The organism is Saccharopolyspora sp. CA-218241 (genome assembly GCF_050954615.1).
GTDB lineage: Bacteria > Actinomycetota > Actinomycetes > Mycobacteriales > Pseudonocardiaceae > Saccharopolyspora > Saccharopolyspora cebuensis.
The window spans coordinates 5,599,375-5,621,923 of sequence record NZ_CP191860.1 but is presented as its reverse complement, the minus strand read 5'-3'; the positions used below and the strand labels follow the sequence as shown (position 1 = coordinate 5,621,923).

29 protein-coding genes and 1 tRNA gene are annotated in these 22,549 nt (G+C 72.2%); 15 read left to right on the top strand and 15 right to left on the bottom strand.

Translation table 11 applies throughout. From position 1 onward, the window contains the following. Positions 1 to 73, top strand: a tRNA-Lys gene (locus ACQP0T_RS26625). Positions 74 to 144: 71 nt separating this feature from the next. Here the strand turns inward: ACQP0T_RS26625 and ACQP0T_RS26620 are convergent. Next, a complete protein-coding gene (locus ACQP0T_RS26620) occupies positions 145 to 975 on the bottom strand; it encodes a site-specific integrase (protein WP_433870481.1) in 831 nt (276 codons plus the stop codon). A gap of 397 nt (positions 976 to 1,372) precedes the next feature. Between ACQP0T_RS26620 and ACQP0T_RS26615 the strand changes: the two genes are divergently transcribed. Together ACQP0T_RS26615 and ACQP0T_RS26610 are read left to right on the top strand one after the other, a co-directional pair. Beyond that, entirely contained in the window at positions 1,373 to 1,894 is a 522-nt protein-coding gene (locus tag ACQP0T_RS26615) for a DUF6416 domain-containing protein (protein ID WP_433870480.1), read from the top strand. A 434-nt stretch (positions 1,895 to 2,328) separates the two neighbouring features. Next, complete coding sequence (locus ACQP0T_RS26610; protein WP_433870479.1) at positions 2,329 to 3,093, top strand: class I SAM-dependent DNA methyltransferase; 765 nt, start codon at positions 2,329 to 2,331, stop codon at positions 3,091 to 3,093. Positions 3,094 to 3,107: 14 nt separating this feature from the next. Here ACQP0T_RS26610 and ACQP0T_RS26605 read toward each other — a convergent pair whose 3' ends face one another. Beyond that, a complete protein-coding gene (locus ACQP0T_RS26605; RefSeq protein ID WP_433870478.1) occupies positions 3,108 to 3,677 on the bottom strand; it encodes a maleylpyruvate isomerase family mycothiol-dependent enzyme in 570 nt (189 codons plus the stop codon). 93 nt (positions 3,678 to 3,770) lie between these two features. Here ACQP0T_RS26605 and ACQP0T_RS26600 point away from each other — a divergent pair, with 93 nt between their 5' ends. Further along, complete coding sequence (locus ACQP0T_RS26600) at positions 3,771 to 4,205, top strand: VOC family protein (protein ID WP_433870477.1); 435 nt, start codon at positions 3,771 to 3,773, stop codon at positions 4,203 to 4,205. Between the two features lie 412 nt (positions 4,206 to 4,617). Continuing rightward, on the top strand, positions 4,618 to 4,929 hold the full coding sequence (locus ACQP0T_RS26595; protein WP_433870476.1) for a hypothetical protein: 312 nt from the start codon (positions 4,618 to 4,620) through the stop codon (positions 4,927 to 4,929). Positions 4,930 to 4,977: 48 nt separating this feature from the next. On the opposite strand, the gene ACQP0T_RS26590 is transcribed toward ACQP0T_RS26595, so the two are convergent. Further along, positions 4,978 to 5,466 (bottom strand): SRPBCC family protein, encoded by a 489-nt coding sequence (locus ACQP0T_RS26590; protein ID WP_433870475.1) that lies wholly within the window; start codon positions 5,464 to 5,466, stop codon positions 4,978 to 4,980. 154 nt (positions 5,467 to 5,620) lie between these two features. Here ACQP0T_RS26590 and ACQP0T_RS26585 point away from each other — a divergent pair, with 154 nt between their 5' ends. Continuing rightward, entirely contained in the window at positions 5,621 to 5,932 is a 312-nt protein-coding gene (locus ACQP0T_RS26585; RefSeq protein ID WP_433870474.1) for a DUF6506 family protein, read from the top strand. Positions 5,933 to 5,974: 42 nt separating this feature from the next. On the opposite strand, the gene ACQP0T_RS26580 is transcribed toward ACQP0T_RS26585, so the two are convergent. Beyond that, positions 5,975 to 7,135, bottom strand: coding sequence for an esterase-like activity of phytase family protein (locus ACQP0T_RS26580; protein ID WP_433870473.1), 1,161 nt, complete (start codon positions 7,133 to 7,135; stop codon positions 5,975 to 5,977). A gap of 117 nt (positions 7,136 to 7,252) precedes the next feature. Beyond that, positions 7,253 to 7,924: a helix-turn-helix domain-containing protein gene (locus tag ACQP0T_RS26575; RefSeq protein WP_433870472.1), complete on the bottom strand. Its 672-nt coding sequence runs from the start codon at positions 7,922 to 7,924 to the stop codon at positions 7,253 to 7,255. A gap of 20 nt (positions 7,925 to 7,944) precedes the next feature. Between ACQP0T_RS26575 and ACQP0T_RS26570 the strand changes: the two genes are divergently transcribed. Genes ACQP0T_RS26570 through ACQP0T_RS26560 form a run of 3 tightly spaced genes read left to right on the top strand, consistent with a single transcriptional unit; the run spans position 7,945 to position 9,252 of the window. Beyond that, entirely contained in the window at positions 7,945 to 8,376 is a 432-nt protein-coding gene (locus tag ACQP0T_RS26570; protein ID WP_433870471.1) for a VOC family protein, read from the top strand. 20 nt (positions 8,377 to 8,396) lie between these two features. Then, a complete protein-coding gene (locus tag ACQP0T_RS26565; RefSeq protein ID WP_433870470.1) occupies positions 8,397 to 8,831 on the top strand; it encodes a helix-turn-helix transcriptional regulator in 435 nt (144 codons plus the stop codon). 10 nt (positions 8,832 to 8,841) lie between these two features. After that, positions 8,842 to 9,252 carry a VOC family protein gene (locus ACQP0T_RS26560; RefSeq protein WP_433870469.1) on the top strand — a complete coding sequence of 137 codons (411 nt, stop codon included), beginning with the start codon at positions 8,842 to 8,844 and terminating at the stop codon, positions 9,250 to 9,252. A gap of 2 nt (positions 9,253 to 9,254) precedes the next feature. Here ACQP0T_RS26560 and ACQP0T_RS26555 read toward each other — a convergent pair whose 3' ends face one another. The 4 genes from ACQP0T_RS26555 to ACQP0T_RS26540 form a co-directional block, all read right to left on the bottom strand. Next, on the bottom strand, positions 9,255 to 9,788 hold the full coding sequence (locus ACQP0T_RS26555; RefSeq protein ID WP_345356955.1) for a GAF domain-containing protein: 534 nt from the start codon (positions 9,786 to 9,788) through the stop codon (positions 9,255 to 9,257). A gap of 112 nt (positions 9,789 to 9,900) precedes the next feature. Continuing rightward, the gene (locus ACQP0T_RS26550) at positions 9,901 to 10,704 is read right to left on the bottom strand and encodes an ABC transporter permease subunit (RefSeq protein ID WP_433870468.1); all 804 of its coding nucleotides are present in this window, start codon (positions 10,702 to 10,704) and stop codon (positions 9,901 to 9,903) included. Then, entirely contained in the window at positions 10,697 to 11,608 is a 912-nt protein-coding gene (locus ACQP0T_RS26545) for an ABC transporter ATP-binding protein (protein WP_433870467.1), read from the bottom strand. The genes ACQP0T_RS26550 and ACQP0T_RS26545 overlap by 8 nt, the downstream gene beginning before the upstream one ends. A 194-nt stretch (positions 11,609 to 11,802) precedes the next feature. Further along, positions 11,803 to 12,648, bottom strand: a complete 846-nt coding sequence (locus ACQP0T_RS26540; protein WP_433870466.1) for a methylenetetrahydrofolate reductase — start codon at positions 12,646 to 12,648, stop codon at positions 11,803 to 11,805. A gap of 138 nt (positions 12,649 to 12,786) precedes the next feature. Between ACQP0T_RS26540 and ACQP0T_RS26535 the strand changes: the two genes are divergently transcribed. Then, complete coding sequence (locus ACQP0T_RS26535; RefSeq protein WP_433870465.1) at positions 12,787 to 13,536, top strand: maleylpyruvate isomerase family mycothiol-dependent enzyme; 750 nt, start codon at positions 12,787 to 12,789, stop codon at positions 13,534 to 13,536. On the opposite strand, the gene ACQP0T_RS26530 is transcribed toward ACQP0T_RS26535, so the two are convergent. Then, positions 13,537 to 14,178, bottom strand: coding sequence for a DUF6518 family protein (locus tag ACQP0T_RS26530; RefSeq protein WP_433870464.1), 642 nt, complete (start codon positions 14,176 to 14,178; stop codon positions 13,537 to 13,539). Between the two features lie 28 nt (positions 14,179 to 14,206). Further along, the gene (locus ACQP0T_RS26525; RefSeq protein WP_433870463.1) at positions 14,207 to 14,659 is read right to left on the bottom strand and encodes a nitroreductase family deazaflavin-dependent oxidoreductase; all 453 of its coding nucleotides are present in this window, start codon (positions 14,657 to 14,659) and stop codon (positions 14,207 to 14,209) included. 164 nt (positions 14,660 to 14,823) lie between these two features. On the opposite strand from ACQP0T_RS26525, the gene ACQP0T_RS26520 reads away from it, so the two are divergent. Then, entirely contained in the window at positions 14,824 to 16,050 is a 1,227-nt protein-coding gene (locus tag ACQP0T_RS26520; RefSeq protein ID WP_433870462.1) for an NRAMP family divalent metal transporter, read from the top strand. Positions 16,051 to 16,407: 357 nt separating this feature from the next. Here ACQP0T_RS26520 and aroQ read toward each other — a convergent pair whose 3' ends face one another. Then, positions 16,408 to 16,947 (bottom strand): gamma subclass chorismate mutase AroQ, encoded by a 540-nt coding sequence (gene aroQ / locus ACQP0T_RS26515; protein WP_433870461.1) that lies wholly within the window; start codon positions 16,945 to 16,947, stop codon positions 16,408 to 16,410. A 128-nt stretch (positions 16,948 to 17,075) separates the two neighbouring features. On the opposite strand from aroQ, the gene ACQP0T_RS26510 reads away from it, so the two are divergent. After that, on the top strand, positions 17,076 to 17,690 hold the full coding sequence (locus ACQP0T_RS26510) for a phosphatase PAP2 family protein (RefSeq protein ID WP_433870460.1): 615 nt from the start codon (positions 17,076 to 17,078) through the stop codon (positions 17,688 to 17,690). Between the two features lie 100 nt (positions 17,691 to 17,790). Beyond that, on the top strand, positions 17,791 to 18,369 hold the full coding sequence (locus ACQP0T_RS26505; protein WP_433870459.1) for a phosphatase PAP2 family protein: 579 nt from the start codon (positions 17,791 to 17,793) through the stop codon (positions 18,367 to 18,369). Here the strand turns inward: ACQP0T_RS26505 and ACQP0T_RS26500 are convergent. Beyond that, positions 18,339 to 19,481, bottom strand: coding sequence for a DUF418 domain-containing protein (locus ACQP0T_RS26500; RefSeq protein ID WP_433870458.1), 1,143 nt, complete (start codon positions 19,479 to 19,481; stop codon positions 18,339 to 18,341). The genes ACQP0T_RS26505 and ACQP0T_RS26500 overlap by 31 nt on opposite strands. 96 nt (positions 19,482 to 19,577) lie before the next feature. On the opposite strand from ACQP0T_RS26500, the gene ACQP0T_RS26495 reads away from it, so the two are divergent. Continuing rightward, positions 19,578 to 20,174, top strand: a complete 597-nt coding sequence (locus ACQP0T_RS26495) for a TetR/AcrR family transcriptional regulator (RefSeq protein WP_433870457.1) — start codon at positions 19,578 to 19,580, stop codon at positions 20,172 to 20,174. 50 nt (positions 20,175 to 20,224) lie between these two features. Here ACQP0T_RS26495 and ACQP0T_RS26490 read toward each other — a convergent pair whose 3' ends face one another. Continuing rightward, the gene (locus ACQP0T_RS26490) at positions 20,225 to 20,839 is read right to left on the bottom strand and encodes a YigZ family protein (protein ID WP_345356996.1); all 615 of its coding nucleotides are present in this window, start codon (positions 20,837 to 20,839) and stop codon (positions 20,225 to 20,227) included. Between the two features lie 162 nt (positions 20,840 to 21,001). Between ACQP0T_RS26490 and ACQP0T_RS26485 the strand changes: the two genes are divergently transcribed. Continuing rightward, positions 21,002 to 21,202, top strand: coding sequence for a hypothetical protein (locus tag ACQP0T_RS26485; RefSeq protein WP_345356999.1), 201 nt, complete (start codon positions 21,002 to 21,004; stop codon positions 21,200 to 21,202). A 56-nt stretch (positions 21,203 to 21,258) separates the two neighbouring features. On the opposite strand, the gene ACQP0T_RS26480 is transcribed toward ACQP0T_RS26485, so the two are convergent. After that, a complete protein-coding gene (locus tag ACQP0T_RS26480; protein WP_345357002.1) occupies positions 21,259 to 22,377 on the bottom strand; it encodes a 5-methyltetrahydropteroyltriglutamate--homocysteine S-methyltransferase in 1,119 nt (372 codons plus the stop codon). Positions 22,378 to 22,549: the final 172 nt, after the last annotated feature.

Sequence of the window (22,549 nt, the reverse complement as noted above, 5' to 3'; positions counted from 1 at the left end):
GGGGCGTTAGCTCAACTGGCAGAGCAGCGGACTTTTAATCCGCGGGTTCAGGGTTCGATCCCCTGGCGCCCCACTCTTCCCCCAGGTCAACCGGGGTGCGATGGGGTCCACGCGATTGACCGCCCATGGTTTACCCATGGAGAACTACGACGAGCCCTCGGTGAAGGCCCCTTCCAGGGCGGTCGCTGCGGCGCGGCTCATCGTCGAGCGTGCCATGTAGACGTCCTGGGTCATCGACGGCCGCGAGTGCCCGAGCTGATCGGCGATCAACCGAGCTGTCAGCCCCGCCTCATCGAGGATCGTCGCGGCGGTCTTGCGGAACACGTGCGAGGTCACCCAGGCGAAGCCTTCGCTGCCGCGCGTCTCCCGCAGCACCCGACGCACATTCGACGGGTCGCGGAGGCCGCCAAGGCTGTCCGGGAAGAGGGGGCCGTCCGGGTCGTCGGCGTCCTCCAGGCGCTGCCGCAGCATTTCGACGGCCCAGGACGGCAGGGGCAGTGTGCGATCCCCGTGCTCGGACTTCGTGGACTTGCGGATCAGTCCCTTGCCCTTCACCCGCACCACGGTGTGATCCACCTCGACCGCAGAGTCGTCGAGATCGAGTTCAGGCCAGTACACCGCGAGGGCTTCACCGATGCGGACTCCGGTCGCCAGCATGAACCGCGACAGGTCGGGCAGGTCCCACCGCCGAGCCTTCTCGTCCGCCTCCAACTGCGCGAGCCACTGGACTCGTTCTTCCAAGGTCAAAGCCCGTGGCCTCTTCCTGCGCCGCCGCTCCAAGCGCGCGGTGTCCCGGGTGGGGTTCTGAGCGAGCGCACCGTGTCGCACGGCCAACCCCATCACCCCGGAGACCACCGAGCGGGAGGTCTTCGCGACGGACACGCTCTTGGCCGTTCGCAGCGCCTGCAAGAACGCATCAACAGCGGGGACGGTCACCTCGTGACCGACGCGGAGTTCACCCAATGCGGGCAGCACGTGACAGTCAAGGGCGGCCCTTCCGGGGCCGTCTGCCTGCTGTTTGTGTCTGGCCGTAAGCGGGGTCCGCCGTGCGTGCGGCCTGGCGGTCGGGAACCACGGAGGGGTCGCAGTGACGAGCGAAGCTCGACGAGCGACAGGATCACGACGATCGGTACAGCAGGAGACTGCGGACTCCGGCCGCAGACGTCGGCGGTCTGGGTACCGTTCCCGGCATGCCACTTCCGGGAGTATGCCGATGTTCCTGCCGTGTAGCGGATTGCCTGGCCGTGGTCCTGCTGCCTTTCCCGAAGGGGAGCAGAAGGGGAAGTAGAGGGATGTATGGCTCTTGACATCGAGCGACCCGCAAGGGGATGATCCCTTTTAGACGGCTTTGGGGATGAGTAGGAGTTAGTCGATGTCGGAGATCGTTCGCTTGCAGATCGCGCCGGGTATGGAGCTGAGCCTGTCGCAGGCGCGCGCGGAAGAGCTGATGGCAACTTTGAAGCATCAGGTAGAAGGGTCGGCCCCTGAGGCAAACGCGTCTCATGGCAGGATCGTGTTGCCCGATGACCATCCGCTCTGGGAGCAGCACAGCGGTCTCGATGGCCATCGCGATCACCCTGAGTGGGACGCCGGTGCGGACTTGGCGGTTGCTGAGGCGTTCTACGGCCAGGTCGGGGGCAAGGCCAAGGTCTTTCTGGACCTGCTCATCGATCACCCCGGCCAGCAGCTCACCGTCGACGACCTTTGCGGCCTCGCCAAAGGTGAGGTCTTCTCGGGCAAGCACTCGGTTGCCGGTGCTATCAACGGTCTTAACCATCCGCGCCAGGCATCCGGGCGGCGCTACCCGTTTTACTGGTGGACGGGATCGCGCTACGCGATGAAGCCGAGCGTGGCGGGACTGTTCCGGCAGGCCCGCATCAACCTTGGCTCGTAGTCCGTAAGCGCCCACAAGCCCCGGATGTACAGCTCGACCTCGGGTACATCCGGGGCGCGGCAGTCAGCAACGCCCGGAACGATGCCAACTGACCGGGAACACCAGAGGTGCGAACCAGGGGAGACCCCCGGCGGCGGCGCATTCGGGGGAGACGAGCGGATCGCCTTTGCAAAGCGGATGTTCTCGCGTCCCAAGTCGAGGTGACGGCACGGGGAGCGACTGCTGTTCCCACCTCGACCGTGTGTGAAACGACGGTCCCGGCCCGTGCATGCGTGGATAGCCAGGCGATCCGGCCCACGCGGCCCCCACTCATCGCTGGTCGCGGTCGCGAGTACGTCCGGCGCAACACCTTGGTCCGGGTGGGGTTCCGCATCGCGAGGTGGGGCCGGAAATGGGTTGGACTGGTCGGTCGTGGCTTCGGTTGAATGCCGCTCATGGTCTTTGACGCGATGTCGTTCGACCCTCGTACCAGCTTCGGCCCCCGGGTGGCGGCGGCTTATGACGACGTGCCGCGGGGTGACGAAGCCCCGGCTGTTGAACGGCTCGCGGAGCTGGCCGGGCGGGGACCGGCTTTGGAGTTCGCGATCGGTACGGGTCGGCTGGCTCTGCCGCTGGCCGCAACCGGCGTGCGCGTCGACGGGATCGAGCTGTCAGCTGCGATGATCGAGCAGCTTCGGGCGAAGCCGGGCGGGGCATCGCTGACGGTGGTCTGCGGCGACATGGCAGTGGTCGAGATGCCCGAGCGGTACTCCCTGGTCTACATCGCGTTCAATTCGCTCATGAACCTGCTCACCCAGGACGAGCAGGTCCAGTGCGTTGCCAACGCCGCGCGACACCTGGACTCCGGCGGGAGATTCGTGGTCGAGAACGTGGTGCCCGACGCGATGTACGTGCTGCGGCAGGACCGCGACGGCATCGATCAGTACGTCAACGCCGGGCAGATCGGCTCCGAGGGGGTCACCGTCGAGGTCGGGCGCTTCGACCGCGTCACGCAGCGGGTCGACAAGTGCCACCTCGGAGTCACTGCCTCGGGCATCGCACTCGATCCGCTCGCGTTGCGCTACGTCTGGCCCAGCGAGCTGGACCTCATGGCCCGCCTCGCCGGCCTGCGGCTGCTCACGCGGTGGAGCGGCTGGACCGGCGAACCGTTCGACAGTCGCAGCGTGCGGCACGTTTCGGTGTACGGCCGCGCCACCTGACTCGCAGCCGAGGCTCACCGGGAGCCGCGTGCGGTCCTCGTCCGCTTGTGGCCCAGCAGGTGCGCGAGCTGTTCCGTCGTGGAGAAGGCCCCGGCGACAACCACCGGAGCGTCGTAGCTGACACCCCGCGGGATGACGGCGTCGGCGAAGGGCAGGCAGCGATCAGCGATGTCGTTCGGGGCGTCACTCGGCTGACCAGTCGCGACGGCGAGGTCCCCACCGCGCGTGACCGTCTCGACGGTGAATCCGCGTGCTGCCTCCGACGCCGTGCACGGCCCCCAGGGCGGGACGACCTCGTCAGCCCCGGCGAGCGGTGACCAAGCCTCGCGAATCGAGGTCGACAGCGCTCCGTACGTGGCGGCGAGCTCCGCATCGGGCACGTCGGTGATCACGTGCGGAATCTCCCGTGTCGGGAGGTGCCGGGCGGTGGCCAGCCCACGGTGCGCGGTGCCGATGAGATGGCCCATCAGGCTCCGGACGTCGAAGTCCTCGCAGGGCGTACGAGCGTCCAAGTGCCTTGGCCGCACCGCCGTCATCAACCGCGTTGCCCAGGCCAGGGCGTCGAAGTAGTCCTGCTGTGCCACGGGACCACGACAATCGCCAGGCGATCCACCCCTCGGTGCAGCTCTCCCACCGTTGGCGGATGCCTTGGTACGTCGCCGTGGTTGCCTGGCGGGGTGCACTTCGAACAGTTCGCCCTGATCGTCGATGACTACGACGACGCGATCCGGTTCTTCGTCGATGTCCTCGGGTTCGAGCTCGTCCAGGACTCGGCGTCCTGCACCAACGACGGGCGTCCGAAGCGCTGGGTCATCGTGCGACCGCCGGGCGCCACGACGGGGCTGCTGCTCGCGCGAGCTGACGGTGACCGCCAGGAGCGCGCCGTGGGAGAGCAGTTCGCGGGCCGCGTGGGACTGTTCCTCCGCGTTGACGACTTCCAGGCGTCGTACGACCGGATGCGCGCAGCCGGAGTCGAGTTCGTCACCGAGCCGCGCCAGGAGCCGTACGGGGAGGTCGCGGTCTTCGTCGACATCGCAGGCAACCGCTGGGACCTGCTGGGACCGGCACCGTCGCAGCAACCGGCCTGCTGCGAGACCGGCAGACCCGGCTGATCTCAAGGCGGCTCGTCGATGAGCGGTGCGGAAGGACCGAAGCGGTGCGCTCTCGGGCGGGTGGACCGGCACGTCGGTGGTGGGTACCAGGATTTCCGATGCCGTGCTCGCGGTGAGCAGCCCGCTGCTGATCACCCGCTTCGAGCACCACGAATCGGGTCCCGCGCCGGGCGGTGCGCAGGTAGCGGAAGGCAACCTCAGCAGCCCCGAGGGCGACTCGAAGAGGCTCTTCCACAACCACGGGACACGTCCGCAGGAGCGCACCACCGCTGCGGCGGGGAGTGGTTCCGGCGCCGCACTGGTCAGCGGAGGTGCCGGTTGCGCTGGCAGGCGCGCCGTTCACCCCGCTCGGGGCAACGCGATCACCGGCTCGGCGGTGCCCGGGAGCCGGTGCGGCGGCGACGATGAGCACGTGTCCGCGCACGGTCAGGGGTCCGATCGAGCAGCGGCGGAGCGGCACCTCCGCCGGTTTGAAGGCCACAACCTGCGCATCGGTCCCGGCCGCAGGGTGCACCGCGTCAAGGTCGGTTTCGAGGACGGCCTGACGCAGCCGACGCCGGTGTGCGGTCAGAACGTCAGCCGGTACTCGGTGTTCAACTGCGAAGCGGTCGACCTGCCCGCTGACTGCCGCCGGTGCCGGGAACTGTGCGGCACGCCCGATCCCTGCGCGGAAGCGCGGTTCACCGAAACCAGCGGAGGTCAGCTCGCGCTGTTCGACGGATGATCGTCCGGGAGACGGGGCTGCGCCTCGGGGCCCGTTGCTGCCCGGGGCTCACCTCGCGTCGGCGAGTTCGGCCAGGTGGTGCAGGGAGTTGGCGAGGTGGTCGGGGTCGAACGGGGGGAACCGGAGGTACTCCCGGATCGACCGCGGCGCCGCCGACCAGTCGTAGGTGAGCGTGACCTCGGCCTCGGCGGGGCCGGAAGGCGCGAGGTCGTAGCGCCAGAACCAGCCGCCGAACTCCAGGTGACCGTCGCCCTCCGGGTCGTGCCCGGTGTACCAGCCGATGGCGCGCGGCGGCTCGAGCACGTGGACCTCGTTGGCCACCTGGTAGTCGCCGCGCTCAGCGCCGGGGTGGTACATGTCCATCCGGAAGATCTGCCCGACCTCGGTCAGCCGCGCCCGGTCGACGGGCTCCTTGACCCAGCCGGTGCCGTCGATCGCGGGGTGCGTCGTCGGGTCCGCCAGCACCGCGAACACCGTCTCGACGGGCGCGGTGATGGTCCGGGTGGCGCTGACGTTCTCCTGGTCCACTGCGTGCACGCTCCTCACCTCGTCGATCCGGCCCCGCGCGGAGCCTCCCAGCATGCCGACCACCCGGCGAGGCGGAACTCATCGCCGACGGGCCGGCCGGAATCACCGCGCACGCCCGGGAGTTCAGCTACCTGACGAGCCGGTTCTGCGGGAGGTGGGCGCGATGCCGTTCAACAACTGGGGTTTCCTCTACCTGGGCACCGGGTCGGAGGATCCGGCCACCGACCGGGCGGTGATCGACACCGGTGGGTTGACCACGACGGTGGTGGCCGTGCCGGACCACGGGTCGGCGGTGCGGGTGGCGCAGGAGCTGGTCGCCGCCGGAGCCCAGTCCATCGAGCTGTGCGGTGGTTTCGGGCCGAAGGTGGTGGCCGAGGTGGCCGCGGCCCTGGAGGGGAAGGTGCCGGTCGGCGGGGTCACCTACGGCGTGGAATCGGTCCACGCCCTCGCGGCCCTGTTCCCCCGGGACGAGTAGGGCGGCGTCCCGCGCGTGGTGGGCGCGGGACGCCGCGGCGGGTCAGCGGACGGCGAGGGCGACGAAGCGGTTGTTCTCGCCGGGCCAGAAGTTGTCGTCGCTGACCACGAGGAGCGTGCGCTCGCCCGTGGGCAGCCGCGGTCCCCACGCCATGCCTTCGAAGTTGTCCATCCGGGGGAGCGGGAACCGGGCGAAGTCGGCGAGCAGGCGTTTGCGGACGGGCACGACGTCGGTCCGGGCCAACGAGTCGACGTGCTGGACGTCGGTGGCGCCGCGGGTGCTCATCTCGAACAGCTTGACGTCGTAGCCGTGGCCGGTGGCGAAACCGCGTTCGAGCACCAGGTACCGGGTGGGATCGGTGGGGTGGGCCAGGATCTCGGGGACCCCGGAGTCGGCGAAGGAACCGGGCGGGTTCGGCGCGGCGAACAGGGGTTCTTGCGGGTAGGCGTACTGGGCGACGACGTGGCCGGTGCGGTCCTGCACGGTGATCCGCGACAGCTCCCCGGAGCCCGGTGACGGCAGCGGACCGTCCTGGAGCAGTGGGGACTCGACCGCGCTGGCCACCAGCGCGCCCCCGGCGGCGAAGGTGATCGCCTCCAGCGAGAGGTTGCGGCGCGGGCCGCGCGGCTCGGTGGTGATCCGGTAGTTCTCCGGCAGCGGCAGGGAGCCGGCGTAGGCGCCGGTGCGGTCGGCCTGCTGGATCGACGGCTGGATCACCGCGTCGGTGGGTGTGGGCGCGCCCTGCGGCCGGTTGCCCTCCTGGCTCCACCAGTACTGGCCGGTCCACGGGTCGACGCGGATGTCCTCGGGGTCGACGGTGGTCCCGTCACCGGCCGACGCGGGCGGGTAGGGCGCGCCGTCGGGGCGCCGGAACGGGTGCGTGCCGGTGAAGCGCACGTCGTGGACGCCCGCGGCGTCGACGTCGATCCGCGCGGTGTAGAACCGCGCCGGTTGCCGGTCGGAGCGGTCGTCGCTGATCAGCACCCATTCGCCGGTGCGGTGGTCCCGGTCGATGCCGGAGAACCCGCCCAGTTCGGTGCCCTGGAACAGCTGCCCGGCCGCCACGGTGGTCTCGCCGAGGAACCGGACGCGGTCGCCGTTCGCGTGCGGGGAAGCGGCCACCGCGGGGGCGGCCAGCCCGGAAGTGGCCAGCACGCAGGAAATCCCGACCGCGAGGGCGCGGGCGACGTGTCGAGTGCGCATGGGCTGGAACGTTGCCGCAGCCCGGTTGGACCGGTCCAGCCACTTCCGTGGGAAACACCCTCCCGATCAGGTGAAGTTGGTGGCCGTTTCGTTCAAGACCCGGGGAGGGGCGCGCGGCTACGTTGACCGGGTGGTGGCGAGGCGTGCGGGGGCCAGACCCGCGAACCGGGTGAACTCGCGGGTCAGGTGCGGCTGGTCGGCGTACCCGACCCGGGCGGCGGCGTCCGCGAGTTCGGCGCCCGCGCGCACCAGTTCCCACGCCCGCTGGAACCGCCGGATGCCGCTCAGGGTCTTCAGCCCGTACCCGAACAGCAGGTGGCTCGTCCGGCGCAGCGACCGCTCCGCGACCCCGGCCCGCTCGGCCACGGCCGCCACCGGGTCGCCGCGGTCGGCGGCCCGGTCCAGGGCGGCGCCCGCGCGGATCAGGTCCCGGTCCGGGTCCGCCGCCGCCCAGAGGTCCAGGTACACCTGCTCCAGCAGGGCCGCCGGGGCACCGGTCGGGACCGTCGTCGGGACGAGGTCGCGCAGCTCGACCCGCTCGTCGCGCAGGTCCGCCGCCGAGGTCCGCAGCAGCAGCGGGGCCACCCCGGGCGGGAAGCGCAGGCCGACGGTCTCCGGCCCGTCGCGCACCACCACCGCGGCGGTGTCGGGCCCGGCCACGACGAGGCGCCCGCCGGACCACATCAGGTCGAGCGCGCCGTCGGGTACCACGCGGTGCGCACCGGTCGACCGCACGCGCCAGAGCAGGGCGCCGGTGCGGGCGCCGATCCGGGCCGAGTACGCATTCATCGAGATGGGAGAACGGTTCCGTGGAGCAGAACGTGCACTTCATCACCTTCGCCGTGGCGGACCTCGACGCCGCGCGGCGCTGCTACGTCGACGCCCTGGGCTGGCGGGCCTTGCTGGACGTGCCCGACGAGATCATCTTCCTCCAGGTCGCCCCGGGCGTCGTGCTCGGCCTCTTCCGCGCGGACAAGTTCAACCAGGACATCGCCGACGGGGCGGACCGGGCCACCGTCTCCGGGGTGACGCTCTCGCACAACGTGCCCGGCCCGGCGGAGGTCGAGCGCACCGTCGAGGCGCTTCGCCGCGCCGGGGCGGTGGTGCTGAAGCCGCCGCAGGCCGGGGAGTTCGGCGGCATCTTCCACGCGCACGTCCAGGACCCGAACGGGATCGTCTGGGAGATCGCGCACAACCCCGGCTGGCGCGTCGAGCCGGACGGCACCGTGGTCCTCGGCTGACGTTGTGGCACGATCCCCTGGTGAGCCCCGACGCGGAGCGCCTGCGCGACCTCGCCCTGCTGCGCCGCGCCCGCGACCGGATCGACCGGGAGTACGCGCAACCGCTGGACGTCGAGTCGATCGCCCGCGGGGTCGGCATGTCGGCCGGGCACTTCAGCCGCCAGTTCCGGCGCGCCTACGGCGAGTCGCCGTACGGGTACCTGATGACGCGGCGCATCGAACGCGCGATGGCGCTGCTGCGCCGCGGCGACCTCAGCGTCACCGAGGTCTGCTTCGCGGTCGGCTGCTCGTCGCTGGGCACCTTCAGCACCCGGTTCGCCGAGCTGGTCGGGGTGCCGCCCAGCACCTACCGGCGGCGCGCGGCGCGCGCCACGGCCGGGATGCCGCCGTGCGTCGCGAAGCGGGTCACCAGGCCGATCAGGAATGGAGAAGCGCCGGTCGCCGACCGCGCCTAGCGTGGCGGCCATGAACATCACCATCCACCAGACGTTCCTCCCGCACCGCGACCGGGACGCCACGCTGGCCTTCTACCGCGACGCCCTCGGCTTTGCGGTCCGCGACGACGTCGGCTACGGCGGGATGCACTGGATCACGGTCGGCCCCGTCGGCGGGCCCGGCACGTCGCTCGTCCTGTCCCCGCCCGTCGCGGACCCCGGCGTCACCGACGAGGAGCGCCGCACCATCGACGAGATGATGGCCAAGGGCACCTACGCGGGCATCAACCTGGCCACCGACGACCTCGACGGCACCTTCGAGCGGCTGCGCGGCAGCGGCGCCGAGGTCGTCCAGGAGCCGACCGAGCAGCCCTACGGCGTCCGCGACTGCGCCTTCCGCGATCCGGCGGGCAACCTGATCCGCATCCAGCAGCGGAGCTGAGTTCAGCCCTCGATGCGCAGCTCGTCGCCGCCTCGGGAGCCGGCGATGGCCACGGCGGCGTGCGAGGCGAAGAGCCAGGCGAGCTGCTGGGACTTCGGGGTGAGGGTGTAGGGCTCCTCCGAGTACAGGTCCAGCGCGGCGAGGCTGTCGGGTTCGGCGAAGAGCTGGAAGCCCATCATGGCGCCGATGCCCAGTTCGCGGGCCGCGGGCGCGTAGCGGGGCCAGCGCGTCTCGGTGCGCATGTCGACCACGCGGTAGGACCGGCCCTCGCGGGCCGCGTCGAAGCAGGGGCCTTCCCCCAGGTCGCCCTGCGCCTTGTCGGAGCCCTCGACGAGCTGGCTGGTCGAGGCCACGGCTTCGACCCGCCTGCCGGGACGGACCAGCAGCACTCCCGCGTGGTCGCAGCCCGCCAGGGTGTCGACGGCCAGTTGGGTGATCCGGTTCAGGGTCTCGGACAACGAGCGCGGGGCGATGAGGTCGCGGGCGAGGTCGGTGACGGTGTCGGCGAACTTCTCGATGTCTTCTTCGAACCGCACGGCGCTCCTCCTGGCGTGGTCGACCCACCCAGGGTGGAGCATCGCGGCGGTCGCCGCCCGGTCCGAGCCGCCTCGGCCCTCGCGTCCACGTCGGCCTCCACGCGGAGCACGGTCAGGGCCGCAGGTCGCGGCGGTCGAGCAGCCAGACCGCCGCGCCGACCAGCACCGCGCTCGTGCCCCACAGGGCGATCAGCCCCGGCACGTCCCAGCCCGCCTCCAGCGGCGCGCCGCGCCACGCCCAGGCGTACGGCGAGAGCGCGTGGAGCCAGTCGAGGTCGGGTGACTGGTTGGCGACCGCGTTGGTCCCGTAACCACCGAAGGCGATGATCGCCCCGGCGCTGGTGGCCCACCGGGCCCGTCCCGTCGCGGCTCCGGCCGCGAGCGACGCGGCTCCGGTGAGGACGGCGAGCCCGGCGAGGGACACCCCTGCCGCCGCGACGTGGGCGGGGGCGAGCCCGAGCTGGGACGGGCCGTCGAGCGCGAGCACCAGCAGCACCGCGACCAGCGCGAGTCCCGCGACGCGGACCAGGACCGACAGGGCGGATTCGAGGACGTGCCGCGCGCGGCTCACGCCGTGGGCGAGGGTGAGCTCCAGCCGTCCGGACTCCTCGGCTCCGGCGATCGCGGCCGCGCCCCAGGAGACCGCCGCGAACGCGGTCAGCGCGAAGGCCATCAGCCCGAAGAACGTGCTCTGCGCGTAGCCGGCACCGGACACGATGTCCTCGTACCCGAGCGTCTTGACCAGCGCGGGCGGGAGCGACCGGATCAGCTCGGCGAGCTGGCTGTCGCGTCCGCCGAAGGTCGGGAACAGCGGCAGGTACAGCCCGGCGAACACGGCCAGTCCGGACGCCCAGCCGACCAGCCCCCACCGGGACTCGGCGAGGTCGCGCCGGAGGAGCGGCAGGGCGCTACGCATCGCCGGTCCCCTGCCCGTACAAGGTCAGCACCGAGTGCTCCAGGTCCGGTTCCTCGATGACGACGTCCAGCACACCGAGCCCGGCGAGCGCGGTGAGCAGCGGTGCGGGCGGACCGTCCAGCACGGCCGAGAACCGGCCGGACTCGGAGACGTCGAGCTCGCGGACCTCCGGCAGCGCCGCCAGCGCGGCGCGCGCGCCGGGGGCCGCGTCGGCCGGGACCTGCCCGCGGACGTGCCGGATCGCCGTCAGCCGCAGTTCGGACACGCTGCCGTCGGCGACGAGCTCTCCCCCGGACAGCACGGCGACCCGGTCGGCGGCCTGCTGGATCTCGCTGAGCACGTGCGAGCTCAGCAGCACCGTCTGCCCGGCGTCGCGCGCTTCGCGCACCATCCGCAGGAATTCGCGCTGCACCAGCGGATCGAGCCCGCTCGTCGGTTCGTCGAGCACGAGCAGTTCGGGGCGGTGCAGGAACGCCTGCACCAGGCCCAGCTTCTGCTTGTTGCCCTTGGACAGGGTGCGGACCGGGCGCGCGAGGTCGAGGTCGAGGCGTTCCGCGAGGGAGTCGACGGCCCCCGGCGCGACCGGTCCGCTGATCTCGGCGTAGTGGCGCAGCAGGGCTCGTCCGGTCGCCCGGCCGTCCAGCCGCAGCTCGCCGGGGACGTAGCCGATGCGGCGGCGCAGCGCCGGGCCGCCCTCGCGCGGAACGCTCCCGAGCACGCGGACCTCGCCCGAGGTGGGCCGGATGATGTCCAGCAGCATCCGCAACGCCGTGGTCTTGCCCGCACCGTTCGGGCCGACGAGACCGTAGACGCAGCCCGGCTCGACGGTCAGGTCCATCCCGCGCAGCGCGGTGCGGCGGCCGTAGTCCTTGCGCAGCTCGCGCGTCTCGATCGCGGGCGTCATCCCGCCTCGCGGTCCGGTCGGAGGCGGCCGTCCGGCGCATCCCGGTTCACGACGAGGCACCCTACGCCCGGACGGGCGACATGACCACGGTCCCGGGCAGATCCCCGGCCGGGTCCGCGCCGGTCGGGTCGGCGGTCGGTCGCGGACCCGAGCAGCGCCCGCGGCAGGGGGCGGGCAGCGCGGTGGTGCCCGCCTCAGCCCTCGGCGCGGGCGCGGGTGATCCAGTCGGCCGTGGCCCGGAGGCCGCCGAAGGTGTAGAAGTGCAGCGCGATCTCGCCGTGCCGCCGCGGGTCGTGGCGGGCGGCGAGGTCGCGGACGAAGCGGTCGGGGCCGGCCGTGCCCATCAGGTTGGTCAGCGACAGCCCGTACTTGCGCGCGATGCCCGCGCCGGTGCTCACGCCGAAGCGGGTGGCGTAGCGCAGCAGCCGCTTGACCCCGGCGGGACCGGGGACGCCGATGCGCACCGGCAGGTCGACACCGCGGTCGCGCAGCGCCGCCAGCCAGGACAGCACCGGGTCGACGTCGAAGCCGAACTGGGTGGTGATGCTGCCGCCGAGCCCCTGCTGGTCGAGGGCGGTGCACTTGCGCTTCAGCGCGGTCCGCAGCGCGGCGTCGTCGATGGTCGGGTGGCCCTCCGGGTAGCCGCCGATGCCGACGTGGCGCACGCCGTGGCGGGGGAGGAGCCCGGATTCGAGGACGTCGGCGGCGTCCTCGTACGGTCCGAGCGGCTCGGCCGGATCACCGCCGACGACGAAGACCTCCGGGCCCGCGCCGGCGTCCCGGGCCCCGGCCAGGAACTCCTCCAGCGCCGCCCGCGACTCCAGCCTGCGGGCCGCGAGGTGCGGCACCGGCACCAGTCCGGCGCGCGCGATCCGGCGCACCGCGTCGAGCCGCTGCCCCGAGTCCTCGGTGCCCAGGAAGGTCACGTTCACCCGGGTGCCGGGCGGCAGGGCGCCGCGCGCCGCGTCGAACTCGGCGGCGTCCTTGCCGGTCATCTCCAGCGAGAAGTCCTGGAGCAGGGCGGCGACAGCGGTGTTCATGGTGCTCCTCGTCGGGAGGCTCGGGGCGGGTCCTGCCAGCGGTGGACCCCCGAAAGGATAGCTCCGGTCGGACGGCGGTGACGCTGCGTGCTGCGTCACCGCCAGCGGTGTCGGGGTGCTCACCTAACGTGTCGGCCCGTGGACCACGACCGCTGCTGCGACGAGATCGTCGCGCAATCCGAGCTGCTGCGATCCCTCGTCGAGGGCGCTGACCCGACCGTGCCGGTGCCGTCCTGCCCGGGGTGGAACCTCGGGCAGCTGGTGCGGCACCTCGGCGGAGGGCACCGCTGGGCGGAGGAGATCGTGCGGACGCGGGCCGCCGGGCCGCCGTCCGACGAGCACTTCCGCGATCTCTCCCGCTACGCCGACGAGGACCCCGCGGTGCTCGCCCCGTGGCTGGCCGAGGGCGCCGCGCGGTTGGCGGAGGCGTTGCGCTCGGCCGGGCCCGACCTGGACGTGTGGGCGCCGTTGCCCGGCGGCCGGACCGCGTTCCTCGCGCGTCGCTTCGCCCACGAGACCGCGATCCACCGGGCCGACGCGGCGCTGGCCCTGGACAGCGATTTCGACCTCGACAGCGACGTCGCGACCGACTGCCTCGACGAGTGGCTGGAGCTCGGTTCGCTGCCGCAGCCCGGTCGGGAACCGCTGCTCGGTCCCGGCCGCGTGCTGCTCCTGGCGGCCACCGACGCCCCGGTGTCGCGGGTCGTCGACCTCACCGGCGAGGTCGTCACCTGGCGGCGCGGGACCGGGACGGCCGCCGTCACCGCGCGTGGGCCGCTGGGTGACCTGCTGCTCGTCTGCTACCGGCGGCGGTCACCGCGCGCCGTCGACGTGCGCGGCGACGCGGCGCTGCTGGACTCCTGGTTGGCGCACAACGGCTTCGGCTGATCAGAGCAGCCGCATGAGGGCGCCGCCGTTCGAGTAGGCCAGCACGAAGACGGCGGCGACCGCGGCGGTGAGCAGCGCCGCCGTCGCGGTGGTGGACCAGCGGCGGAAGCGCCACGCGTGCGCGGCGAGCAGCAGCAGGACGCCGACGACGATCTCGCCCCACCAGTACGGCGGGTAGGTCGTGTCGGCGATGTGGAGCAGCCCGTAGGCGCCTTCGCCGACGAGCACGCCGCTGATCGCCCCGACGCCCCAGATCGCCGCGCGGCCCCGGGACCACCGCAGCAGGTGCGCCCCGGCGCCGAGCAGCGGTCCGGCGACCACCGCGGCGGCGGACCAGAACAGCACCAGGCCGGTCGACGAGGGGTAGCCGCGCGCCTCGTTCACCAGCACGTAGCCGAGCAGCATGCAGGCCAGCGCCGCGAAACCGGACAGCGCCGCCGCGCCCCGGTGGCGCGCGACCAGCGCCAGCGCGAAGGCCAGCAGCGACCAGGACCCCGAGGAGTTGGCCAGCGATCGGAGGGCGTCCGGCAGCCACGCCTGCCCGAAGGCCGTCAGGCCCCCGGCGAGCAGACCGGCGCCGATCGCGGTGGCGACGGCGGCCGGTCCGCCGAGGCCTGTCGGCTGCGTCGTTCCCGTGCTCACGGGGCAGCACCCTCGCACACCGGGAACGTCAGCGGGGCGCGATCCGGACGATCGGGAGCCGGTCGGCGATGTCCTCGGGCAGCGGCGCCGGGTCGGCGAGGGCGGGCAGGTCCAGCGCCCGGCCGAGGGCCCGCGCGGCGGCGGGGTGGACGTCCCGGTAGCGCTGGAGGCGGGCGCGGGCTTCGGCTGCGGGCAGGACCTCGGCGCGGCCGGGGGCGCCGCGCAGCGCGCCGGTCCAGATCCGCACCGCCGGATCGGCCAGCACGTTGCGGAACCACTGCGACCGCCGCCCGTACCCGGACACCAGGTAGAGCGCGCCGGGCTCGCGGGCGAGCACCTCCAGCGCCACCAGCCTCGGTTCGCCGCTGCGCCTGCCCCGGTGTTCGAGCACCATCAGGCGTCCACCGAGCAACGGGCCCAGGCCGATGCGGAACAGCGGGATCGGCAGCCTCGCCAGCCACCTCGGGATGCGTCGCGGCACGGGGACCTCCGGTGGTTCGGGGACCGCACGCACAGGTTCTCAGATCGCGGCCTCGGTGTCGGGAGCGGCGTTGGGCCGTCCGGGTGTTCTGTGGGGATGTTGTATTGCCGGATTGTTCAACAACTCTGTACCTTCGCTCGCACTCTATGTGATCGGAGACACAGATGACCGGAAATCTCGCCACGGCCCGCGGTGCGGGCGCGGGCAGCGTCGGGGGACCGTTGCTGGGTGCGATCTTCCTGATGGCCACCAGCGCCGTCGGTCCTGGCTTCATCACGCAGACCACGACGTTCACGGTGCGGCTGGGCGCGGCCTTCGCGTTCGCGATCCTGGTGTCGATCCTGGTCGACATCGCCGTGCAGCTCAACGTCTGGCGGGTCATCGGGGTGTCCGGACGGCGGGCCCAGGACCTCGGCAACGCGGTCCTGCCCGGCGCCGGGTGCGCGATGGCGGCCCTGGTCGTGTTCGGCGGCCTGGTGTTCAACATCGGCAACGTCGCGGGCACCTCGCTGGGGCTCGACGCGCTGTTCGGGACGGAGGCCAAGATCGGCGGGGCGATCTCGGCGCTGGTCGCGATCGGCATCTTCCTGAGCAAGCGCGCCGGGATCGCGATGGACCGCATCGTGGTGGTGCTCGGCGTGCTCATGATCGGGCTGACCGGCTACGTCGCGATCGTGGCGGGGCCGCCGGTCGGCGAGGTGCTGCGGCAGTCGGTGCTGCCCGACGACGTCGACTTCCTCGTCATCACCACGCTGATCGGCGGCACGGTCGGCGGCTACATCACCTACGCCGGGGCGCACCGGCTGGTCGACGCGGGGATCAGCGGGCCGGAGAAGGTCGCCGAGGTCAGCCGCGGTTCCGTGGTGGCGCTGCTGGTCACCGGGGCGATGCGGATCGTGCTGTTCCTGGCGGTCCTCGGCGTCGTGTCCGGGGGCGTGGTGCTGGCCGGGGAGAACGCGGCGGCCAGCGCGTTCCTGCACGCGGCGGGCGAGGTCGGGCTGCGGCTGTTCGGCTTGATCCTGTGGGGTGCGGCGATCACCTCCGTGATCGGCGCCTCCTACACCTCGGTGTCGTTCGTGGTGACGTTCTCCCCGGCGTTGGAGCGCAGGCGAAACTGGCTGGTCGTCGGGTTCATCGCGCTGTCGGCGGTGCTGTTCCTGGTCCTCGACCGGGCTCCGGCGACGTTGCTGGTGCTGGCCGGGGCGATCAACGGGCTGATCCTGCCGATCGGCTTCGGGGTGCTGATGTGGGTGGCCGCGCGGCGGCGCGACCTGCTCGGCGGCTACCGCTACCCGAGGGGGCTGCTGGTGGCCGGGGTGCTCACCTGGCTGCTCACCCTCTACCTCGGCGTGAGCTCCCTCGGCGGCATCGCCGCCCTCTGGACCGGCTGATGCCCTGGTGAGGAGCACCTTCATCCGACCATGCCGAATGGAGGTGCCCCTCACTCACCACCCGCCCGAGTGCGGCGCGCACCGGATCCGATCGAGGTGAGGGGCACCCTTGTCCGAGTTGGGGGTCTTTTCGGAATGCGGCGGAGCCGCATGCGGTGAGGCACGCAACCGGCACCACCGCGGGTTCTCAGCGGCCTTCTCGCGAGGACAGCCGTGACGCCGTGTACGTCGTTGGTACATCAGGAACGGCTCCCGGAGCGAGAAGGCCGCTGAGGTTCCGCCACCGGCACCGCCACGCACGTGGAAGCGGTCCTTATTCGGGCAAGGGTGCCCCTCACTCCTTTCCCGAACGGGTGGTCAGCAGAGCGAGGTGGACGCGCGGGCGAGGCCGAGCCGGTGCAGCGGGATCAGGTCCTCGGCGGTGCGGTGGTAGGAGGCGGCCAGGGCGCTCGGGCAGGACGGGCCGGTGCGGACCTCGGCGGTGGCGCGCAGGCCGAGCAGGATCGCCTCGGTGGCCCGGTCGATCTCGGGGCGGACCTCGCCGAGGTCGGGGCGCCGTTCGGGCCGTTGGTCGGGGTGGGCGGCCCAGTGGCCGTGCCAGGCGCGCTGGACGAGCTTGCTCGCCTCGATCTGGTCGCGCAGCACCCGCACCGCCACGTCGGGGTCGACGCCGAGTTCGGCGGCCCGCCGGCTCACCCGGTCGAGCACCTGCCGCTCCCGCGCCGGGTCCTCGATCGGCTTGCCGGTGCCCCACTTGGCGGCGGCGACCAGGTCGGCGGTGGCGATCCGGTCGGCGGCCGGGTCCAGCACCGGGTCCAGCGTCCCGCCCGCGGCGGCTGCCGGGGTGGTGACCAGGGCGAACGTTGCGGTGGCTGCGGCCAGCAGGAGTCGGCGCACGGTGCTCCTCCGGGGGAGGGGGGACTGGACGAAAGTCAACCTAGCCGGTGCCGAAGGCCCACTGCGGGCGCTGCGCCTCGTTCCCTAATGTTGATCAACGATTCACTTGAACGAGGTAAGGAGTTCCGATGGCGACACCCGTGGCGGACGTGCCGGGCTTCAGCGTCGACTGGTACCGGACGATCACCGATCTCGCCCACGCCTCACCGGAGTGGGTGCGGACGCTCGCGGGTGTCGCCACCGAAGCCGTCGTGATCGTGCTGGGACTGTTCGTGCTGGCCGACCTGTGGCGCAACCGGCGGGCGACGCCGCGCGCCAAGGCGTTCGCCGTCGCCGCCCCCGCGCTGACCGTGCTCGCCTACGGCATCAGCGAGTTCGCCAAGCTGGCCGCCGAGCAGGACCGGCCGTGCCGGGCGGTGCGCGGCATCGCGGCGACGATCTCGGAATGCCCGGCGCTGGGCGACTTCTCGCTGCCCAGCAACCACACGACGATCGCCACGGCGGCGGCCGTCGGGCTGGCGATCTCGTGGCGGCGGATCACCGCGCTGGTGCTCCCGCTGGCCCCGCTCGAAGCGTTCCTGCGGGTCTACGTGGGCGTGCACTACCCGCACGACGTCCTCGTCGGGCTCGTGCTGGGCACCACGGTGGTCGTGTTCGGCACGGCGGTGCTGCACCTGCTGCTGGTCCGCCGGGACGCGCCGCTGCCTCACGCCGGTCCCGCGCCCACCAAGCCCGCCTCGTAGGCCACTGCGCCCGGGTCTCCAGCTCCACGCCTTGCTCGGATGAGGGTGCCCCTCACCTCGAAAAGATCACCTGGTCGGGGTGGCAGTAGGGTGCGGCTCCGTGTGGACGGGGGACCTCAGCGCGGCCTGGTACCGGAGCATCGCGGAGTGGGCGGTGGGCCTGCCGGAGCCGGTGCACCAGCTGGCGCTGCTGGGCACCCAGGGGTTGCTGGTGCTGCTCGGCCTGCTGCCGCTGGTGCTGTTCGCCCGCACCCGGGACCTCCGGGCGCTGGTCCCGGTGGTCGCCGGGGTGGCGGGGTGGTTCCTCAGCCAGGCGGCGAAGGGGCTGTTCCGGCAGGAGCGGCCCTGCGCGGCGGTGGACGTCGCGGCCACCATCGCCGAGTGCCCGCCGCCGGGCGACTGGTCCTTCCCGAGCAGCCACGCCACCGCCGCCGCGGCCTTCGCGATCGGGTGGGCGCTGCTGCGGCGGCGCGGCACCGGCGTCGTCGTGGCGCTCGCGGTGCTCGTCGCGGCCTCCCGCGTGCTGATCGGCGTGCACTACCCGCACGACGTGCTCGTCGGGTTCGCCTTCGGCGCCGCGCTGGCCACCGCCCTGGTGCGGCTCGCGGGCGCCCGGCAACGCGCCGGAGCACCGGGGCCGCTCGGCGCTCAGGAGCGGTCCCGGAACGGACGCTGGTAGGCCCAGTTCCAGGCGGCTTCCAGCGGGCCGCGCTCGAAGTGCCGCAGCCACCACGTCGCCAGCACCATGAACGTCGCGCAGATGGCCGCCCACAGCCCGAACACCCACCAGGGCCGGAACTCGTCGAATCGCGCGGCCAGGCCGAATCCCCAGCCGTAGCACACGATCGACGCCACCAGGTTCTGGAAGACGTAGCAGGACAACGCCGTTCGGCCGACCGAGGTCAGACCGCGGTGCAGCGGACCGGGATCACCGCGCAGTCCGAACAGGATCGTCGGCACCAGGCCGAGCAGTCCGATCGCGACGATCGGCGGCACCAGGTAGCGGTCCACCAGCGCCCAGCCCGGACCGGCCGCGGTGGTCAGCGCGTTCAGCGGCAGGCCGAGGCCGAATCCCCACGCCATCAAGCGGTTCCGCAGCGGTTGCCCGTCGGCGGCGAACGCCCCGGCGCGCAGCAGCCGCGCGCCCGCGAGGAACAGCAGCACCGACATCGGCAGGATGAACATCGCCTCCGCGCGGAACTGCGCCCAGTCGGTGAGCCGGGCGTGGACCTGGTCGAGCCAGCTCCCGGAGGTGTAGAGCGCGGTGCTCGGGTTGGTCTGCGGCCACGGGTTGGTGAGCTGCCCGGCGGTGCCCCCGGCGACCAGCAGCACGTGCAGCGCTCCCGCCATGACCATCCAGCTCCGCTGCGCCCGGTCGCTGCGGCCGATCAGGTAGGCGACCAGCATCGACGTCACCGCGTAGCTCATCAGCACGTCGTACTCGAAGACCAGCACGTAGTGCAGCAGCCCCTCGACGAAAAGCAGCGCCGCCCGCCAGAGGTAGCGGCCGGGCCAGCGCATCCCGCGCCGCACCGCCGACCGGTACTGCAGCTCCAGGCCGACGCCGAACAGCAGCGTGAGCAGGGCCAGGAACTTCCCGTTGGCCACCGCGCGCAGCCCCGTCTCCACCGCGCCCGCGACGCCGGTGGTGTCCGGGAACAGCGAGAACGGGCCGGAGGGGTGGGTGAAGATCCAGATGTTGGTGCCGAGCGTGCCGAGGATCGCCACGCCCCGGACCACGTCGATCGCCGCGATGCGGCCGGTGGGGCGCTCGGTGCGCACGGCGCTCATGGGTTCCTCCAGGAACCGATCGGGTTTACGATGCATTCGCATGGTAAAAGCTCGGCCGCCCGGTTGGCAATGCGGGTGCATCGGAAAGGCGGGGGAATGCCCAAGAAGGTCGATCACGCCCAGCGGCGGGTGCTCATCGCCGAGGCGCTGCTGCGGCTCGCCAGCACCGGCGGGCTAGAAGCGGTGAGCCTGCGCGACGTCGCGGCCGAGGCGGGCATCTCGATGGGCGCGGTGCAGCACTACTTCGCGACGAAGGAGGAGATGCTCGCGCACGCGATGGACTACGCGGTCCAGCGCGCCGGGGAGCGGATCGAGGCCCGGCTGGCCGAGAACCCCGAGCAGGTCACCACCCGCGACGTGCTGCGGGCCCTGATGCTGGAGATGCTCGCCACCACCGACGACAGCCGTCGCGAGTTCCTCGTCTCGATCGCGTTCTTCCAGCGCGCCGTCGCAGCGCCCGAGCTCGCCGCCCACTACCGGGAGTTCTGGCCCCGGCTGGAGAAGTGGATCACCGAGGAGCTCCGCGAGGCCCAGACCGCCGGTGAGCTGACCGAGGAGGTCGACCCGGCCCGCGAGGCGGAGCTGATCGTGCTGCTGCCGGACGCGCTGTCCCAGGGACTGCTGCTCGGGCACCGCACCGAGCAGGACGCCGCCGCGACCATCGACTACCACCTGGACCAGCTCTTCGACTGATCAGCGCGCCGGCGCGGGCGCGGAGGCGGCTCGCCGGACGACCGGGTAGATCAGTCCTCGACGTGGGTGCGGTCGCCGACCTCGGCCGTGGCGGTGCCGCCGGTGGCCTCGGCGAGCCAGGTGCGGAAGTCCGCCACGCCGTCCTCGGCGACCAGGACGCGCAGCCGCGCCCGCTCCGCGTAGTCGGTGCCGATCACCTGGTAACCGGCGCTGCGCAGGTCGTTGTCCAGCCGCCCGGCCAGCGCGTGGTCCACCGTGGTCGACACCACGCGGACCGGACGCCGGTCGACCAGGCCGACCTCCTCCAGCGCCGCCGACACCGCGCCGCCGTAGGCGCGGACCAGGCCGCCCGCGCCGAGCAGCACCCCGCCGAAGTAGCGGATCACCACCGCGACGGTGTTGGTGATGTCGTTGCGGCGCAGCACTTCCAGCATCGGGGTGCCCGCGGTGCCCGCCGGTTCGCCGTCGTCGTTGGACTTCTGGGTGCGGCCGTCGTCGCCGAGCACGAAGGCCGAGCAGTGGTGCCGCGCCTCGTGGTGCCGCCTGCGCTGCAGCGCGATGAACTCGCGCGCCTCCTCCTCGGTGCGCACCACCTCCAGCGCGCAGCGGAAGCGCGACCGCTTGATCTCGATCTCGTGCTCGCCCGGCCGCTTGATCGTCCGCATCCCGCTCCCCGTGAACCCGATCACGCCGCTTCGCCCCGACACCTGCCGAAACGGCCTTCCGACATCCTCGCACCGGGGCGATCTCGCAGGTCACGGGACCATGAACGGAACTTGACGGGCGCGATTTCCGTTGAGTCCCGCGGGCACGTACCGTCCCTCTCCATGGAGCAGTCATCGAGCCCGTTGGAACCAGGCGTGCGGGTGCGCGCCACGTTCGGCCGGTTCCGTGATCAGACCGGTGTCGTGGTGGAGGCCGCCACGGGACTGCCGGAGGTCTTCGAGGGCCCAGTGCTGTGGGTCCGGTTCGACGGTGACGAGGAGCCCGGCCTGGTGGCGGGCCAGTTCCTGGAGCGCGCGGCGTGATCCGGTGACGAGCGGCACCTCCGCGCGGGAGGTGCCGTCGCGCACGTCCGCCGTGGTCAGCCCCAGACCTCGGCGGCTGTTTCGACGACCAGGCGCAGCTTGGCGACCTCCTGGTCGTAGCTCAACGCGTTGCCTTCCTTGGTGGACGCGAAGCCGCACTGCGGCGACAGGCAGAGCTGGTCGAGGTCGATGTACTCGGTCGCCTCGTCGATGCGGCGCTTGAGGGCGTCCTTGGATTCCAGCTCGCCGCTCTTGGTGGTGACCAGGCCGAGCACCACGGTCTTGCCCTTCGGGACGAAGCGCAGCGGCGCGAAGCCGCCGGAGCGCGCGTCGTCGAACTCCAGGAAGAAGCCGTCCACGTCCAGCTCGCTGAACAGGGCCTCGGCCACGTAGTCGTAGCCGCCCTCGGCGACCCAGGACGAGCGGTAGTTGCCCCGGCACATGTGCGTGGTCACGGCCATCGTGTCCGGCCGGTCCCGGATCGAATCGTTGATCAATTCGATGGTCCGCAGATGGCCGTCCGGGTCGTCGCCGCGGGCGGCGAGCTGCTCGCGCTGCCTCGGGTCGTTGTAGTAGGCGAGGCTGGTGTCGTCGAGCTGCAGGTAGTGGCAGCCCATCCCGGCCAGCGCGTGCACCTCGGCGCGGTAGGCGGCGGCCAGGTCGGCGCGGAACTCGGCGAGGTCGGGGTAGACGGTCTCGTCGATGGCGGCGCGCCCGCCCCGGTAGTGCACCATGCCCGGCGAGGGGATGGTCAGCTTGGGCGTGGCGGTGGTGGTCCGCCGCGACAGGTAGTCGAAGGCGTCGGCGAAGATCGTGGAGCTCAGCCCGATCCGGCCGTCCACCTTCATGTCCGGCGTGGTGAACTCCAGGTCGCCCTCGGCGTTGGTGAACTTCACCGTGAGGCGCTCGTCGTCGACCCGGTTGATGCCGTCGAGCTGGTACAGGAAGTCCATGTGCCAGGAGGTGCGGCGGAACTCCCCGTCGGTGGCGCTGTGCAGGCCGACCTCTTCCTGCATCGCGACGACCTCGGCGATCGCCTCGTCCTCGATGCGGCGCAGCTCGGCGTCGTCGATGCGTCCGGCGGCGTGCTCGTCCCGGGCGTCCAGCAGGCGGCCCGGGCGGAGCAGGCTGCCGACGTGGTCGGCGCGGAAGGGGGGTGTGACGCGTGGACTCATTCCTGCAAACTAGTTTGCGTTCGCGACGATGGGTAGGGCATTCCGCCGGTGACCCTGGCCGCACCGGCGTGTCCGGTTCGGGGTCTTCGTCACGTTAGCTCACGGAGTGTGAGCAACGACAATCCGGTGTCACCCGTCGAGTGGATAAAATCGCACGAGCGAGGGCGTCGGG

Bases quoted from the DNA above. Each gene is read 5' to 3' on its own strand.
- ACQP0T_RS26615 (WP_433870480.1), top strand. From the start codon at position 1,373: ATGTCGGAGATCGTTCGCTTGCAGATCGCGCCGGGTATGGAGCTGAGC.
- ACQP0T_RS26610 (WP_433870479.1), top strand. From the start codon at position 2,329: ATGGTCTTTGACGCGATGTCGTTCGACCCTCGTACCAGCTTCGGCCCC.
- ACQP0T_RS26585 (WP_433870474.1), top strand. From the start codon at position 5,621: ATGCCGTTCAACAACTGGGGTTTCCTCTACCTGGGCACCGGGTCGGAG.
- ACQP0T_RS26580 (WP_433870473.1), bottom strand. From the start codon at position 7,135: ATGCGCACTCGACACGTCGCCCGCGCCCTCGCGGTCGGGATTTCCTGC.
- ACQP0T_RS26575 (WP_433870472.1), bottom strand. From the start codon at position 7,924: ATGAATGCGTACTCGGCCCGGATCGGCGCCCGCACCGGCGCCCTGCTC.
- ACQP0T_RS26560 (WP_433870469.1), top strand. From the start codon at position 8,842: ATGAACATCACCATCCACCAGACGTTCCTCCCGCACCGCGACCGGGAC.
- ACQP0T_RS26550 (WP_433870468.1), bottom strand. From the start codon at position 10,704: ATGCGTAGCGCCCTGCCGCTCCTCCGGCGCGACCTCGCCGAGTCCCGG.
- ACQP0T_RS26545 (WP_433870467.1), bottom strand. From the start codon at position 11,608: ATGACGCCCGCGATCGAGACGCGCGAGCTGCGCAAGGACTACGGCCGC.
- ACQP0T_RS26540 (WP_433870466.1), bottom strand. From the start codon at position 12,648: ATGAACACCGCTGTCGCCGCCCTGCTCCAGGACTTCTCGCTGGAGATG.
- ACQP0T_RS26520 (WP_433870462.1), top strand. From the start codon at position 14,824: ATGACCGGAAATCTCGCCACGGCCCGCGGTGCGGGCGCGGGCAGCGTC.
- ACQP0T_RS26510 (WP_433870460.1), top strand. From the start codon at position 17,076: ATGGCGACACCCGTGGCGGACGTGCCGGGCTTCAGCGTCGACTGGTAC.
- ACQP0T_RS26500 (WP_433870458.1), bottom strand. From the start codon at position 19,481: ATGAGCGCCGTGCGCACCGAGCGCCCCACCGGCCGCATCGCGGCGATC.
- ACQP0T_RS26495 (WP_433870457.1), top strand. From the start codon at position 19,578: ATGCCCAAGAAGGTCGATCACGCCCAGCGGCGGGTGCTCATCGCCGAG.
- ACQP0T_RS26490 (WP_345356996.1), bottom strand. From the start codon at position 20,839: ATGCGGACGATCAAGCGGCCGGGCGAGCACGAGATCGAGATCAAGCGG.
- ACQP0T_RS26485 (WP_345356999.1), top strand. From the start codon at position 21,002: ATGGAGCAGTCATCGAGCCCGTTGGAACCAGGCGTGCGGGTGCGCGCC.
- ACQP0T_RS26480 (WP_345357002.1), bottom strand. From the start codon at position 22,377: ATGAGTCCACGCGTCACACCCCCCTTCCGCGCCGACCACGTCGGCAGC.